Origin of the sequence: Amycolatopsis sp. NPDC102389, from assembly GCF_044765885.1 — a bacterium.
Lineage (GTDB): Bacteria > Actinomycetota > Actinomycetes > Mycobacteriales > Pseudonocardiaceae > Amycolatopsis.
In genome coordinates this window covers 64,569-78,714 of sequence record NZ_JBIWKX010000005.1, presented here as the reverse complement: position 1 = coordinate 78,714, position 14,146 = coordinate 64,569, and the positions used below count along the sequence as shown (strand labels likewise).

13 protein-coding genes are annotated in these 14,146 nt (G+C 64.8%); 12 read left to right on the top strand and 1 reads right to left on the bottom strand.

Annotated features, from left to right (window positions below):
• From ACIRGA_RS06875 to ACIRGA_RS06820, 12 genes are all read left to right on the top strand, one after another.
• On the top strand, positions 1–1,119 hold the full coding sequence (locus tag ACIRGA_RS06875; RefSeq protein WP_400937456.1) for a monodechloroaminopyrrolnitrin synthase PrnB family protein: 1,119 nt from the start codon (positions 1–3) through the stop codon (positions 1,117–1,119).
• Positions 1,119–2,387: an FAD-dependent monooxygenase gene (locus ACIRGA_RS06870; protein WP_400937453.1), complete on the top strand. Its 1,269-nt coding sequence runs from the start codon at positions 1,119–1,121 to the stop codon at positions 2,385–2,387. Before ACIRGA_RS06875 ends, ACIRGA_RS06870 begins: the two co-directional genes overlap by 1 nt.
• Positions 2,384–4,141, top strand: a complete 1,758-nt coding sequence (locus ACIRGA_RS06865) for a type I polyketide synthase (protein WP_400937451.1) — start codon at positions 2,384–2,386, stop codon at positions 4,139–4,141. The genes ACIRGA_RS06870 and ACIRGA_RS06865 overlap by 4 nt, the downstream gene beginning before the upstream one ends.
• Entirely contained in the window at positions 4,138–5,100 is a 963-nt protein-coding gene (locus ACIRGA_RS06860; RefSeq protein WP_400937449.1) for a beta-ketoacyl-ACP synthase 3, read from the top strand. Before ACIRGA_RS06865 ends, ACIRGA_RS06860 begins: the two co-directional genes overlap by 4 nt.
• A gap of 20 nt (positions 5,101–5,120) precedes the next feature.
• Complete coding sequence (locus ACIRGA_RS06855; RefSeq protein ID WP_400937447.1) at positions 5,121–5,354, top strand: acyl carrier protein; 234 nt, start codon at positions 5,121–5,123, stop codon at positions 5,352–5,354.
• A gap of 653 nt (positions 5,355–6,007) precedes the next feature.
• A complete protein-coding gene (locus ACIRGA_RS06850) occupies positions 6,008–6,874 on the top strand; it encodes a patatin-like phospholipase family protein (RefSeq protein ID WP_400937445.1) in 867 nt (288 codons plus the stop codon).
• Positions 6,875–6,897: 23 nt separating this feature from the next.
• Positions 6,898–8,268: a class I adenylate-forming enzyme family protein gene (locus tag ACIRGA_RS06845; RefSeq protein WP_400937443.1), complete on the top strand. Its 1,371-nt coding sequence runs from the start codon at positions 6,898–6,900 to the stop codon at positions 8,266–8,268.
• Positions 8,265–8,810: a hypothetical protein gene (locus tag ACIRGA_RS06840; RefSeq protein WP_400937441.1), complete on the top strand. Its 546-nt coding sequence runs from the start codon at positions 8,265–8,267 to the stop codon at positions 8,808–8,810. Before ACIRGA_RS06845 ends, ACIRGA_RS06840 begins: the two co-directional genes overlap by 4 nt.
• On the top strand, positions 8,807–10,156 hold the full coding sequence (locus tag ACIRGA_RS06835; RefSeq protein WP_400937438.1) for a cytochrome P450: 1,350 nt from the start codon (positions 8,807–8,809) through the stop codon (positions 10,154–10,156). Before ACIRGA_RS06840 ends, ACIRGA_RS06835 begins: the two co-directional genes overlap by 4 nt.
• Positions 10,153–11,772, top strand: a complete 1,620-nt coding sequence (locus tag ACIRGA_RS06830; protein ID WP_400937436.1) for a CocE/NonD family hydrolase — start codon at positions 10,153–10,155, stop codon at positions 11,770–11,772. The genes ACIRGA_RS06835 and ACIRGA_RS06830 overlap by 4 nt, the downstream gene beginning before the upstream one ends.
• Before the next feature lie 8 nt (positions 11,773–11,780).
• Positions 11,781–12,437: an O-methyltransferase gene (locus ACIRGA_RS06825; protein ID WP_400937435.1), complete on the top strand. Its 657-nt coding sequence runs from the start codon at positions 11,781–11,783 to the stop codon at positions 12,435–12,437.
• Positions 12,434–13,459, top strand: a complete 1,026-nt coding sequence (locus ACIRGA_RS06820; protein ID WP_400937433.1) for an alcohol dehydrogenase catalytic domain-containing protein — start codon at positions 12,434–12,436, stop codon at positions 13,457–13,459. Before ACIRGA_RS06825 ends, ACIRGA_RS06820 begins: the two co-directional genes overlap by 4 nt.
• A gap of 275 nt (positions 13,460–13,734) precedes the next feature.
• On the opposite strand, the gene ACIRGA_RS06815 is transcribed toward ACIRGA_RS06820, so the two are convergent.
• Positions 13,735–13,914 (bottom strand): hypothetical protein, encoded by a 180-nt coding sequence (locus ACIRGA_RS06815; protein ID WP_400937431.1) that lies wholly within the window; start codon positions 13,912–13,914, stop codon positions 13,735–13,737.
• Positions 13,915–14,146 lie beyond the last annotated feature (232 nt).

Here is a 14,146-nt window from a genome sequence, read left to right as displayed (position 1 = left end):
ATGTCCCTGCTTCGCTTGCGAACCATCAATGACACCGGTGAGATGGGCTTTTCCGACGAGCACGTTCGCACCTTGGATCCGATTCACTTCGATCGGCTGCTCGCCACCGTATGGCAGGCGAACGCTGCCGGCGATGTGCAGGCACTGCTCTCATTAACCCGGCTGATAGTCCCGCCGGTGGCGGATGTCGAGCGGATGTCCACTCCGGAGACTCTCGCCACGATGCGCGATCTTGGCATTTTGCTCGGGTCAATAAAGCGGAACGGCGCAGAGCCGGTATCTGAGATTTCTTCTCTCGAGGAAGTGCTGCGGCTGCTTGCTCAGCGCAGCGGGTTGATTCCTCGCGACACCATCCATCACTACATCAGGTGGAACCCGACAGGGCGTCGGGAGCGGATGTACACCGGTCTGCCGATGGAACGGCTCCTCATGGCTGCGGTGCGGATCAGCTTGCCGCGTCTCAGTGATGCCGTCGACCTGTGTGCCGTGCTCGACTCCGCGGATCCGGGTGATCTCGCCTTTGCCTTGGCCGCCAACGAGCTCGCTGCTTTGGTCGGGTCCTTGGAGGACTCGATCGATACGGTTCTCGCCAGCGTCACACCGGAGTTCTTCGCCAGGACGATGCGGCCGTTCTTCGAGGAGATCCGTGTCGGCGACGAGACATACCTCGGGCCGGCCGCAGCACATGTGCCCCTGTCAGTCGTGGACCTCCTGGTGTGGGCGTGCGATCACGGCGGAGACGAGTACCTCGAGTTCGCTGACGACTCCGTTGTGTACGGCTTGCAGCATTGGAAGCCGTTGCACGGGAAGTGGCGGCGAACGAGGTCGCTCGTGACCCGAGTGACCGAGGAGCTCCGGGGGTGCTCGACGGAGGAGATGCTCCCGCTGGGGATGTACGCGAGCGCGGAGGCACTTTGCCGCACGATGCGATCGCTCATGGTGTTCCGAGGCAAGCATCTCTCCATCGCGAGGAAGGCGTATGCGGCCGACGTCGGTCTTTACGAACTCGGCAGTGGCGGCGGAAGTGTGGCGATGCTCGAAGCGATCACCGACGCGACCAGGGCCATCTCGACGTTGCTGCGACGATCCGTCACCACGCACATGAAGGACATGAGCTGATGGCGAGGACGGTGATCGCCGGCGGCGGAATCGGTGGCCTCGCAGCGGCCTTGAGCCTGCACCACAGCGGAATCGGTGACATCGTTGTGCTGGAGGCGGCGCAGCGTATCGAGCCACTCGGCGTAGGGCTGAACATCCTGCCCAACGCGGTACGGGTGCTGCGCGATCTGGATGTGCTCGACAAGCTGACCGCTCAGGCGATTCAGACCAGTGAACTGCGCTACTACAACTGTCACGGCGATCTCATCTGGGCTGAGCCCCGTGGCGTCGCGGCCGGATACGTGGTTCCGCAGCTTTCGATCCATCGTGGCGATCTACACGGAGTCCTGCTAGCCGCCGTAAGGGAACGGCTAGGCAGTCAAGCCTTTGTCAACGGCGCGGCGATCACGGGTGTCGCCGAAGACGAGACTGGCGCGCACGTGCGAGTCGAACACGCCGACGGTACCTCTTCCATGATCTCTGGTGATCTCGTGATCGGTGCCGACGGCATCGATTCCGCGGTCCGCACGGCACTCTGGCCCGGAGGAGGCGCACCAGTGCGCAACGGGGTCGTCATGTGGCGCGGAACGTCATGGACAGAACCGTTCCTGGACGGACGCACCATGATCGTCAGCGGTGACGACGTCCGGCGCATCGTGCTGTACCCGATTCGCGCCGATGACAAGTCCGGCCGTGTGATGGTGAACTGGGTCGCAGCTCAACCCGCTCCTGGAGGCATACCGCCTCGGACCGGAGGCCCTTCCGATCTCGGGCGTCTCTCGTCGTCTTTCGCCGTGTGGAACTTCGACTGGCTGGACATCTCGGCGATCATCGCCGCGTCCGAGCAGGTGCACGAGTACCCGATGCAGGACCGAGATCCCTTGCCGAGGTGGACGTCTGGCCGGGTGACCTTGCTCGGCGACGCGGCGCACGCGATGTACCCGATGGGCTCCAATGGCGCGACACAGGCTGTGATGGATGCCTCGGTTCTCGCGCGAGCGTTGGCAGAGCACGATTCCTTCGATGACGCGCTACTCGCCTACGAGACAGAGCGCAGACCGATCACCACCGAATTGCAGATCAAGAACCGGAGCATGGGGCCGGAAGCGGTGATCACTGTGGCACACGAACGAGCACCACATGGCTTCGCCAACGTGAACGACGTGTTCACCCAGGGAGAGCTCGCTGCCATCTCGCAGAAGTACGCACTGGCGGGAAATTTCGACATCGACTCGGTGAACCGCCGAACCGGCCCCGGGGTCTCACCAGAAGCGAGGCGCACGACATGAGCACCAAGAATCCAGAGCACGCGTCCAGTTGGGGCGGTGCCTGCGGGGATCAAGCGATCGCGGTAGTGGGGATGGCCTGCCGTTTCCCAGGCGCCAACGACGTGGATACGTTGTGGCAGTTGCTCCGGGAGGGGGTGGACGCCACCGGTGAAACACCGGTGGAGCGCTACGACGCGAAGGCGATGTACTCGCCACATCCGGCACCGGGCAAGGTGATCAGCCTCCGATCCGGGTACGTCGACGGCGTCGGCAACTTCGACGCAGAGTTTTTCGGCATGCCGGAGAACGAAGCTCGCAGCCTTGATCCGCAGCAACGGCTTCTGTTGATGACAGCGTGGGAGGCGTTCGAGGACGCGGGACAGGTGCCCTCAACGCTCGCGGGCAGCCGAACAGGTGTCTACGTGGGCAGCATGCACCTCGATTACTGGGACCTCGTCGCCAAGCTCGGTGTCGAAGCGATCAGCCCCAGTTCGGTCTACAACCAGCGGTCGGTGCTTTCGGGCCGCCTGTCTTACACGTTCGATCTCCGCGGGCCGAGCATCACCCTGGATACGGCGTGCTCATCGTCGCTCGTCGCCGTACATCTGGCGTGCCAGAGCTTGCGTCTGGGCGAGACGAACATCGCGCTCGCGGCAGGCGTGAATCTCAAGCTCACCCCGGACGAGGACGTGCTGCTCTCTCAGGTTCGGATGCTGGCACCGGATGGCCGGTGCAAGTTCGGGGACGCGTCGGCGAACGGGTTCGCACCGTCGGACGGCGTCGGTGTGGTGGTCCTGAAACGGCTCGCCGACGCACTCGCCGATGGAGATCGTGTGCACGCCGTCGTTCTCGGAAGCGCGGTCACCAATGATGGCGCCAGCAGCGGGTCATTGCTGGCACCCTCGGTCGAGGGGCACGTGCAGATGCTGCGGTGGGCCTACGAGAACGCCGGAGTAACGCCCAGTGAAGTCGACTTCGTCGAGGCACACGGCACCGGCACGCCCATGATCGATCCGATCGAGTTCGCCGGACTGAGCGAAGTGCTCGGTGAGGGACGCGACCAGGACCGTCCGCTCCTGGTCGGGTCCGTCAAGTCGAACATCGGCCACCCCGAAGGCGCGGCGGGCATCGCGGCGCTGATCAAGACGGCGTTGTGCCTGCGGCACCGCCGAGTCGCACCGAGCCTGCATCACCACGTACCCAACCCGAAGGTGCCGTGGAGCGAACTGCCGGTGCGAGTGCCGACCGAACCGCACCCGATCGAGCCTGTTGGCAGGCTCGCCATCGCGGGCATCAGCGGTCAGGGAATCTCCTCGGTCAACTGCCACCTCGTGGTGGGAGAGGCAGACCCTGCTTGGCGACGTGCGTCGAAGGCTCAGGTAACCCGGGCACTGCCGTTCGCAGTGTCTGCGCGTACGCCCGCAGCACTGGACGACATGCTGCGTCGCTACATCACCTACCTCTCGCCAGGCGGCCAGGGACGACAGGAATCCCTCCTCGACGTGTGCTTCAGCGCCGCGACGAGCAGGGAGCACCACGCTCATCGCCTTATTTTCGACGCCTCTACCGCAGCTGAACTCGTGAACAAGATGGAGCGACACCTCGCAGGTCAGACCGATGTGGAGGCCGCGACGGAGATGGCGGCGGTGTACCGCGCGGGCGGTTCTCCCGACTGGGCCGAGGTGTTCGAAGGTGAAGGCGAGTTTGTGTCGTTGCCTCACTACCCCTGGCAGACAATCGACTTCTGGCTTGATGACGCGGCGGTGACGTCATGACGCGCGCAGCAGTGCTTGCCGGTCTGGGGGCGTGGGCCCCACCCCATGAGGTGTCCAATGACGAGGTGGCGGCGCTGATCGGTCGCGATGACGAATGGATCCGTGCCCGGACGGGAATCGGCAGCAGGCGGAGGGCCATACCCGGTACATCCACCGGAACGCTGGCTGTCGCCGCGGGCAGGCGTGCGCTGCGTTCGGCCGGAGTCAGCACTGTAGACCACGTCGTTCTGGCAACCACCACTCCAGACCGGATCACGCCGGCCACAGCGCCGGCGATCGCATCCGCGCTGGGACTCTCCGCGCCCGCATTCGATCTCAACGCCGCGTGCACCGGTTTCGTCTACGGTCTCGCCGTCGCGTCGAGCCTGATCATGGCCCGTGCCGCGGAGAGTGTGCTGTTGATCGGCGCCGACACGCTTTCCTCGATCACTGACCCCACCGACCCGATGACCGCACCCTTACTCGCGGACGGCGCGGGCGCGGTCGTCCTGCGAGCGGGGCACGCGAAGGAACTCGGCGCTCTGCACACCTTCGACTTGCATAGCGAGGGTGAGCACCTCGGATTACTCAAAGCTGAACATGGGGACCGCGTCGTGATGCAGGGCAGGCAAGTCTTCATGTCCGCGGTGCAGAACATGACGGCGTCATCGGCAGCGGCAGTCGAGGCTGCCGGCTACGCACTGTCTGACCTGGACCGTGTCATCGGTCACCAGGCGAACATCAGAATCCTCCACGCGATCGCCGACCAGCTCGGACTGCCACCAGACCGGCTGGTGACGAACATCGAGCGGTTCGGCAACACCTCCGCCGCGTCAATCCCACTCGCGATGGCGGACGGTGTCACAGCGAACCAGCTGCACCCCGGCGAGCTCGTTCTCGTAACCGCCTTCGGCGCAGGTTTCACCTGGGGATCGACGACGCTGCGATGGCCCGAACTCGCAGTGGAGAACGTCAACTAAAGTGATCATGAGGAGTCACCATGAATGAGAACTTCCGCAGGTTGAGCAAGATACTGGAGCGTTGGTCCAAAGTAGCGGGCGAAGACATTACACCGCAGTCGGAGATAGACGGCGGTCTCGACATCGACTCCATCACCCGGCTGGAGCTGGTACTCGCCATGAACAAGGAGTTCGGGCATGACTTCGACGACGTCGACGTCTTCGCCGCAAGGACCGTGCACGACCTGGTGAAACTCGTCCCGGCGTCTGACTGAACCGCGCGGCTATCGTCCGCAGTGACGACGGCAGCACTCGATTCCCGCTCGCCATCTTTGCGCGGACATCCGCCGACCTGCTCTGCGCGCTCGGTCGCGGCGAGCTCACCGACCGCCGCGACGGGCGGAGCGCCCTGCCGAAGAGCCTTCACCGTGACCGTCGCCTCAGCCGAGTCATGTCGGCATGACGTCCCGGCGAAGCGGAAGACGCGCCACCGCGCTGACGGTCGTCTACCCTGGCCGGCACTCTGCGCTGGTACGGGGCGATGACGTCGCCTGTTCCATTCTACGGAACAGGCGTTTGCTAGCCGACCTGCCCAAGTAGTCTAATTCGTTCGAACGAAAACCCCTTTGGGCGGAAGAATCATTTCCTTCGTCCGGTATCCCGTGTGGCCTATCTGCCGAGGAGCGGCCTATGAGCGAACCCGCTGCCACGCCACCATCTTAGGCCGTCACACCAGACGTAGCTTGAGCGAAGCACTCCGCTTGCACACCACGGATGAGCCCTTCCGTGCCGCAGTCACCCGCTACGTCACAAGCGATGCAAATCAGACTTGGAATCATTATTCCAGTCGCCACAAAACTCCTGAGCGCCAAGAAGTCCGCACACTTGAAGGTGAGCCGCGGGTCCTTCGGACCCAGGAAGGACTGCCATGCCGGGCAAAGAGAAACGCAAAGCCCTCGTTCTCGGCGGAGGAGGTCTCACCGGCAGCGGCTGGCTGATCGGTATGTTGTGCGGACTCGTCGACGCCGGAATAGACATCCTGCGAGCGGACCTCGTCGTGGGCACTTCGTCCGGCGCCTTGGTAGGCGCACAGCTCACCACCGGATGCGACCTTGAAGTGCTCTACAGCCAGGTGATCGACAAAGCTTCTCCAGAGCCCGCTCTTGAGTTGAGCACTGCTGCCCACACCGCGTTGGGCGGAATGCTGGGTGGCGCACAGAGTCCCCAACTCTGCCGGGCGCGCGTAGGGAAGGCCGCTTTGGCCGATGAAAGCGCCTCGACCAGCCTGAGCGCCTTCATCGGTGCTCGGCTTCCAGACGCGGAGTGGCCGGATCGAGAGCTCTGCGTCACCTCCGTAGACGCGGAAACGGGCGAGTTCGTCGTCTTCGACAGCGGATCCGGGTTATCGCTCCTCGACGCCGTGACAGCCAGTTGTGCGCTGCCCTTCATCTACCCGCCCGCGCGAGCACTCGGGCGGCGTTGGATGGACGGATTCATCAAGTCCCCCGCGAATGCCGACGTCGCCGGCGACTACGAACGAATCGTCGTACTGGCGCCGATGCCGGAGGGATTCGCGGCGGGCAGCCGCGTGATAGACCAGACGGCCGAGCTCGCGTCTCGTACCGGCGCCATGATCGCGACAGTCGTAGCCGACGAGGTGCCGGTTCGGCCTCTTGACCCGGCCCTCCTCCCGGACGCGGCCCGCGCCGGGCGTGCCCAGGCCGAATCCGCGGCGACCGAGGTCGCCGCGGTCTGGAACGCGCCGTCGGCACCGCGGCCCCAGGCGGTCCGGTAGCGCCTGCGAGACAGGAGACCTTGATGTCAACGGACACCCACTGGATCGACGACCTCCTGCTGAGCCGGTCCGATGGCGAATTCCTGCTCGGAGAAGCGCTGCCACGCTCCGTATTGCGGGAAGAAGTCGGCATCCGCCAAGAGATGTTGCGCGGGTACGGAGTGGGACCGGCATCTTCGGTCGCCATCCGGCTTCCACCGTGCGCGGAATTCATCACGATCGCGCTGGCCACCTGGCGGTGCGGCGCCCGGCTCATTCTGGTGGACCATCGGGTCCCAGACCTCCAGTGGGAACGAATCGTCGACGTATACGGCGCGAGTCTCACCTTCAGCTCTGGGACGTATGCGGACGGACGGCCGGTCTGCGTCCCCACGCGCCTGCCGGGAGCCCCACGAGCGACCGGACACGCGCTCATCCAGTTCAGCTCCGGGTCGACCGGAGATTTCAAGGGCATAGGACGGCACGTCGCCGACATAGTGTCAGAGGTCACCAAGTCCGCCAGCGTCGACGGGGCTCCCACAAGCGGCGAAGACATCGTGGTCTTGACGGCTTTCGCGCACGCCTACGGGCTTTTCGCCGGGCTGCTCACGGCCCTCTACACGGGCGCGAACCTGATCGTTCCCGACCACGGGACCGCGTTGGGGATCGTTCGAACGCTGCGGGGTGCCACGAGACCGACGTCTGTCCTCGGTGTTCCCTTTCATCTCCAGATGCTCGCCACGGTCCCTGAACCCCCGGCGCTCCCCCACTTCAAGCGATTCGTGTGGTCCGGCGAAGCCGCGCCTGGCAGTGTTTGCGACCTCGTCGCCGATCGCTACCGCACCCGGGTCGGCCAGCTCTACGGCATGACCGAAACCGGCATGATCTCAGCTGATCTCGACGGCCTGCTGGGCCCCTCCGCCGGTGTGCTCGCACCGGGCATGGAAGCACGAGCCGAGGACGGTGAACTGCTTGTCAGGCTGCGCTCGTCGCCCTACGTACCGGAACTCGCGATGCAGCAGGGTGCCTGGCAAGACGGGTGGCTCCATACAGGAGACGCGGCCACGATCGACCCGGACGGCCGGGTGAATCTGCAAGGACGCGTGGACTCCCAAGTCGCCGTCGGCGGGCTCAAGGTCGATCTGATGGCCCTCGAGCGCATCTTCGCCGCGATCGAGGGCGTGCGCGATGTCGTGGTCATTCACCGGAAAGCGATACACGCTTATCTGGTTCTGGATGTTCCCGACGCACTCCCTCGCATCAGCGGCGAGGCCGACAAAGTGCTGGCGCCGCACCAGCGACCCGCCGCATATCACGTGGTACCCAGTCTGCCTAAGACACTTACGGGCAAAAGTGTCCGTGATCCTGAACGACTTTCGTCCGCCGCGATGCCCACGGAGAGAGCTTTCCGATGAATTCTTCCACCGTCGCCGAGTTGGCCGCCGCCCAGATCATCGGCACGCTGCGCTCCGAAGATCGGCGAACATGGCACTTCGCCCCGGACACCAGGCTGGGCACGCCCGGCCTTGAACTCACCCGTGGTGAATGCATCCAGCTGGTACTGGAGCTGGAGGATCGCTGGAACGTCCACCTTCCGGACGACCATACCGACCGCCTGGAATCCTCGACGATCGGAGAGATCACGACACTCTTCGCGACTCTGCTGAGCGATCGCTCGTCCTCCGAACCTCCACCGTTACCGACCCGCGAAGACATCCTGCTCCTGGTGGCCACCGCCCGCGGCGTCGAGCCGGCCGAAGTCTCCGAAGAGATCGACTCCTTTACCCGGATGTGGCTGCTGCACTCGATGGAGCAACGCCACCACGTGCCTATGGACACCATCCCGAGCAGCCGCCTGGCGGAAATGAACTCAGTGGACCGCGCGGTGGAGATGTTCAAGGAAGTGCTGCAACAAAACGGTTCGCATGAATCCTTCGACAGAGAGCCAACGCCATGACAAACACAGAAGCGCGCACCTTCGCAAGCGAACTGGGCGAGATGATCATCATCGAAATGGCCGACTTCGTGCAGCTCTTCTCCGAGACATTCGAGATCGCCGCCGGTACGACCCGCTCGGACGTCCAAGACACCTGCCCACGCTGGCATCAGCTGCGCGAGATGCCGTTCGTATCCAAACCCTACGAAGCACTGGCCGCGGTCCGCGACAGCGCGCCGCCCACCGTGATCGGCGAGTTCGGCGGCGCTCCGGTGTGGCTGGTCACCCGCTACGAAGATGTACGCAAAGTGCTGGTGCACCCATACGTGAGCAACGACTTCTACGACGCACCCTGGTGGGTGAACAAGGCCCGCGACCCGCAGGACGCGACTCCTGACGAGTACCACCACACAAGGACCATACCGCTCGCGATGGAGGACGAACGACACGCCAGGACACGCCCGGCATTGGTGAAAGCGATGAGCACCCGCCGGGTCGAGGCGGTAGGCCCGTTCCTGGAACAGACCGCCGTCGAGCTACTCGACGGCCTGTCCGAGGCCGAACCGGTCGACCTCCACTACCAGTACGCAGTACCGCTCGGCAACGCGACGCTCGCGAAAGTACTGGGAATTCCCGCGGACCTGTCCATGACCTATCCACAGTGGAGCGACTTGCTTAACTACCACATGCTCGATCCACAAGCCGCACGGGTCGCCGCGGGCAAGTTCTACGGTTTCGTCGCGTCGGTGATGAGCGCGAAACGGCACTCGCTCGCCGACGACGGGTTCTCGGACCTGTGGCGCGCGCACGATGACGGGGTACTGAGTGAATTCGAGATTTACGGGGCGGCAGCGCTGCTCATGCACGCCGGCCAGGAGGCCACAGGCGTAGTGACGAACGGCTTGGCTTGCCTCCTGCGCCATCCCCGGGCTATGGCGGAAGTCACGTCGGATCTGTCGAAACTGGCCGGTCGAATCGACGAACTGCTCCGGTTTGAGAGCCCACTCCGGCTGACCCTGCCACGCCACACCAATGGTCCGGTCGAACTCGAAGGAGCAACCATTCCACCACGAGCGTATATCGTGGTATCGCTCGCGGGGGCCAACCATGACCCAGCACATTTCGCCAACCCTGACGCTCTCGATATCGACCGCGACGCCGGCAGCCATCTGGCTTTCGGCCACGGCGGCCATCGTTGTGTCGGCGCGCGCCTCGGAACGATGGTGGCCACGACCGGCCTGCACGCTCTGCTGAGCCGATATCCGGCGGTGCGCCTCGCCGATCCTGACCAGCCCATCGCATGGCGCCCGAGCACTTTCTCCCGCCGCGTGGCGACAATGCCGGTCATCCTCGGCCGGACGCCATGAACCTGGGCAGCCACATTCTCCAGCGGATGCTCAGATTGCCTCCGCCTGCGACGCGTGCTCTCGTCGTCCAGCGTGATCTCCGGGTACCGATGCCGGACGGCGTCGAGTTGCTCGCGGACCGCTGGGCGCCGCGCACGGGCGGAGAAAGCCTTCCCACGGCCTTGATCCGAGGCCCGTACGGCCGCTCGGGCATGTTCGATCTGCTGGCTCGGCCACTGGCCGAGCGCGGCTATCAGGTGCTGATCCAGAGTGTTCGCGGCACGTCGGGTTCCGGCGGGGCCTTCGATCCGATGCGCCAAGAGCGCGAAGACGGACAGGCAACCCTGGAATGGGTGGTGAAGCAGCCGTGGTTCGGCGACTCGCTCGTACTGGTCGGTGGCAGCTATCTCGGATACGTGCAGTGGGCGGTGGCCGACCGCCTGCCTCCAGAGGTCAAGGCGATGATCCCGCAGGCGACAGACTCCGCCATGACACTGGAGTTCCTGCGTGGAGACGGTCTGTCGCTGGAGACACCGTTCGGGTGGGGCATGCAGACCGCGGTCCAGGAGCGCCCGCGGTCCATGCTCCGGCAGCTGGCGCGTGCGCGGCGAATCGACAACGCGCTCGCGGCGCTGCCGCTCGGCCGCGCGGATGTCGCCGTCGTCGGCCACCGCGTCGACTATGTCCAGGACGTTCTCACCTGTGACGCGTCCCATCCGCGGTGGGCCGATCTCGACCACCGAGAGCGCGTCGCGCAAGTGACCGTGCCCGTCAGCTCTGTAGGTGGTTGGTACGACATCTTCTTGCCTGGCCAGATCCGTGACTTCCGAACCATGCAGGACTCAGGACGACCGGCACGGCTCACGATCGGCCCGTGGACGCATGCCGGCTTCAGTGACTTCGTCGCCAGGACGAACACGGCTGTCCAGGAGGCCGTCGAGTTCGGGCTGACCTGCGCGCACGGTGACCCGCCACCGAAGCGCGCTCCGGTTCGTCTGTTCGTGATGGGCGCGGAGGAATGGCGAGACTTCGATACGTGGCCTCCGGCAGGCTGTCAGGAACGGCGATTCCATCTCGAGGCCGATGGGGTGCTGACCGGCCAGGTAACCGACGAGTCGGAGCCCGACCGGTATCGCTATGACCCGGCCGATCCCACGCCTGCCGTCGGTGGCGTGCGGATGACCCGCGGCGGCCGTGTGGACAACACGGCTCTGGAGTCCCGCGCGGATGTACTCACCTACACGAGTGAGGTGCTCGGCGAGGACGTCGAAGTCGTCGGCGAGGTCAGCGCCGAAATCTGGTTTCGCTCGAGCTTGCCCTATGCCGATGTGTTCGTCCGGTTGTGCGAGGTCGATCCGCGCGGCCGCTCATACAACATTTGCGACGGTCTGACCAGCCTATCCGGCGCCGACGAGATATCCCGCGTCACGGTGCGGTTATGGCCGACCGCATATCGTTTCAAACGTGGCCACCGCATCCGGGTCCAAGTATCCAGCGGCGCCTTTCCCCGCTACGCCCGCAATCTCGGCACCGGAGAACCACACGCCACGGCCACCACAGTCCACGCGGCCGAACAATTCGTATACCACGATCGAACTCGTCCCTCGGCTGTGCTGCTGCCCATCCGCCTGCTGTAGGAGCAGCGATGACCCGTACCCTCTCCGCATCCCTGATCGAGTCAGGCACCGTGTCGCGCCTCGAAGACCTGGAACTGGCCGGCGAGCCCGTCGCGAACTCGACTTTCGCGCTGGGGAACGTCGCCGAGATGCACATACCCGCCGAGGAGGGCGCGCTTCTGACCTTCCTCGCCAGGTTGACATCCGCTCGGACGATCATCGAGGTGGGCGCCCTTACCGGCTATTCGACCATGGCGCTGGCCGAGGCCGTCGGTCCTGGCGGGTCGGTCATCACCTGCGGCAGCACCGGCAAATGGGCGCAGATCGCGAGAACCGCGTGGCATCGAGCGGGTTTCACCGACCGGATCGAGCCCATTTTCGGCCCCGCAACCGAGACCATCCGCGCATTTCCCGAATGCCCCCTTTTCGACCTGGCTTTCATCGACGCCGACAAGGCCCGCTACGTCGAGTATTGGGAAGCCCTGGTGCCCAGGGTCCGCCCTGGCGGACTGCTGATCGCGGACAGGATGATGTCACCACAGGAAACGGGGAACGCACGCGCGATCGGTGAGTTCGACGCATATGTGCAAGCCGACCACCGGGTCGAGCCGGTCCTGCCCACGGTCACCGACGGAATCACCGTCGCACGCAAGAAACCCATACAACCGCAGGAGGCAGGACGATGAGAGCGGCGATATTGCGCGCACCGGGTCACGTAGACGTCGTTCACGTACCCGACCCCAGAATCGAACATCCGTCGGATGCCGTCGTGCGAGTGGTGGCCGCCGGGATCTGCGGAACCGATCTACGCGGCTACCAGGGGCGGCCAGGGCCGGTCCAGGGACCGGCTTGTGGACACGAGTTCGTCGGCGTGGTCGCCTCCGTGGGCCGGGACGTACGCACGGTGCGACCCGGGCAACCGGTCGTGGCACCGTTCATGTTCTCCGATGGAGACTGCGTCCAGTGCGTTCGCGGCATGCAGAGTTCGTGCCAGAACGGCGGAATGTGGGGCGTCGCGGCGGGCGGTGGTCAGGCAGACGGCGTCCGTGTGCCCTTCGCGGACGGCACCCTGCTTCCCGTGCCGTTGGACGAGCACGACGAGCGGATTCCGGCCGTGCTGACCCTGGCGGACGTGATGGCGACCGGCCACCACGCCATCCACGCGTCCGCGGGGCGCAAGCCCGCGACAGTCGCCGTCGTCGGCGATGGGGCGGTGGGCCTGTGTGCTGTCCTGGCGGCACAGCGAGCGGGCATCGAACGGATCTTCCTGATCGGCCACCATGAAACGAGACTGCGGATCGGACACAAGTTCGGCGCCACAGACCTCGTCAGCGCCCAAGGCGCCGAGGGCTGGACTCAGGTGATCGAAGCCACTGGCGGTGCCGGTGCCGACCTGGTGGTCGAGGCCGTCGGCGAGCAAGGTGCCATGGACACCGCGATGGCGGTATGCGCTGACGGCGGAGCCATCAGCACGGTGGGTGGACCGCACGGTGTCCTTGATTCAATGGCATGCTTCCTGCGGAACGTCACCGTCACCGGTGGCCTCGCGCCTGCCCGCGCTTACCTCCCGGCTTTGCTCGACGACGTCGTCGCCGGTCGCCTCGACCCGAGCCCGATCTTCGATCACACCGTCCAGCTCGCCTGTGTGGACAGCGGCTACCAGGCGATGATGGATCGCCAGGCGACCAAGGTCCTGATCACCTTGTGAGGCAGAGGTACAGCGATCGTCCTATCGGCGCGAACTTCCTGTAACACTGATAGGAATCCGCATAAGCCGCACCAATGATCTGCCCCCTTGCATCGCGATCATTCCCGAACGGACACATTCCCCCTCAGAACGGGGTTTCGAGCGCGGAATCACCTCTACAGTACCGTGCGGGAGTAGGCCGATCATTCGATTCGGCGACGCCCTCCTGATGACCAGAAGCCGCGTACTGCCACGACCGAAGGCTCCCCATGACGAACGCTTCGCACCGATCCACGTCAGGCAAACCCCGTCGGACGCCGGTCTACCGACTGCCGGGCACCAATGGCGAAGTGCACATGGAGGCCCACGGCGAGGAAATACGTGCCCGCGCTGCTCGAACCGTCTGCCGGTTGGCGCGGGATGAGAACGAACGTGCCGGCCTGCTGGCGATGCTCGGCCTGACCGCGGTCGAGCATCGCCAGTAGGCAAAGACGATCGGATATCGGTTATCGATTCCAGCACCAGCATGCTCTAGCAATACGCTGGCGTGCTGTCAAGTATTTGCCCGCCAACAGACTACGCGTCTACCAAAAGTGCGAGTTCGTGCAGGTTTTCCGGCGTATGCGCCGCTCAAGAGTACTGTCTTGACATCTCGGGTTTCCTCGTCCCGCAGCCGCCGACTGAGACTCCCGATGCGGTGACAAGGGC

What these genes read in the sequence shown, in the direction of transcription:
- ACIRGA_RS06875 (WP_400937456.1), top strand. Translation starts at nt 1, where the DNA reads ATGTCCCTGCTTCGCTTGCGAACCATCAATGACACCGGTGAGATGGGC.
- ACIRGA_RS06870 (WP_400937453.1), top strand. Translation starts at nt 1,119, where the DNA reads ATGGCGAGGACGGTGATCGCCGGCGGCGGAATCGGTGGCCTCGCAGCG.
- ACIRGA_RS06865 (WP_400937451.1), top strand. Translation starts at nt 2,384, where the DNA reads ATGAGCACCAAGAATCCAGAGCACGCGTCCAGTTGGGGCGGTGCCTGC.
- ACIRGA_RS06860 (WP_400937449.1), top strand. Translation starts at nt 4,138, where the DNA reads ATGACGCGCGCAGCAGTGCTTGCCGGTCTGGGGGCGTGGGCCCCACCC.
- ACIRGA_RS06855 (WP_400937447.1), top strand. Translation starts at nt 5,121, where the DNA reads ATGAATGAGAACTTCCGCAGGTTGAGCAAGATACTGGAGCGTTGGTCC.
- ACIRGA_RS06850 (WP_400937445.1), top strand. Translation starts at nt 6,008, where the DNA reads ATGCCGGGCAAAGAGAAACGCAAAGCCCTCGTTCTCGGCGGAGGAGGT.
- ACIRGA_RS06845 (WP_400937443.1), top strand. Translation starts at nt 6,898, where the DNA reads ATGTCAACGGACACCCACTGGATCGACGACCTCCTGCTGAGCCGGTCC.
- ACIRGA_RS06840 (WP_400937441.1), top strand. Translation starts at nt 8,265, where the DNA reads ATGAATTCTTCCACCGTCGCCGAGTTGGCCGCCGCCCAGATCATCGGC.
- ACIRGA_RS06835 (WP_400937438.1), top strand. Translation starts at nt 8,807, where the DNA reads ATGACAAACACAGAAGCGCGCACCTTCGCAAGCGAACTGGGCGAGATG.
- ACIRGA_RS06830 (WP_400937436.1), top strand. Translation starts at nt 10,153, where the DNA reads ATGAACCTGGGCAGCCACATTCTCCAGCGGATGCTCAGATTGCCTCCG.
- ACIRGA_RS06825 (WP_400937435.1), top strand. Translation starts at nt 11,781, where the DNA reads ATGACCCGTACCCTCTCCGCATCCCTGATCGAGTCAGGCACCGTGTCG.
- ACIRGA_RS06820 (WP_400937433.1), top strand. Translation starts at nt 12,434, where the DNA reads ATGAGAGCGGCGATATTGCGCGCACCGGGTCACGTAGACGTCGTTCAC.
- ACIRGA_RS06815 (WP_400937431.1), bottom strand. Translation starts at nt 13,914, where the DNA reads ATGCTCGACCGCGGTCAGGCCGAGCATCGCCAGCAGGCCGGCACGTTC.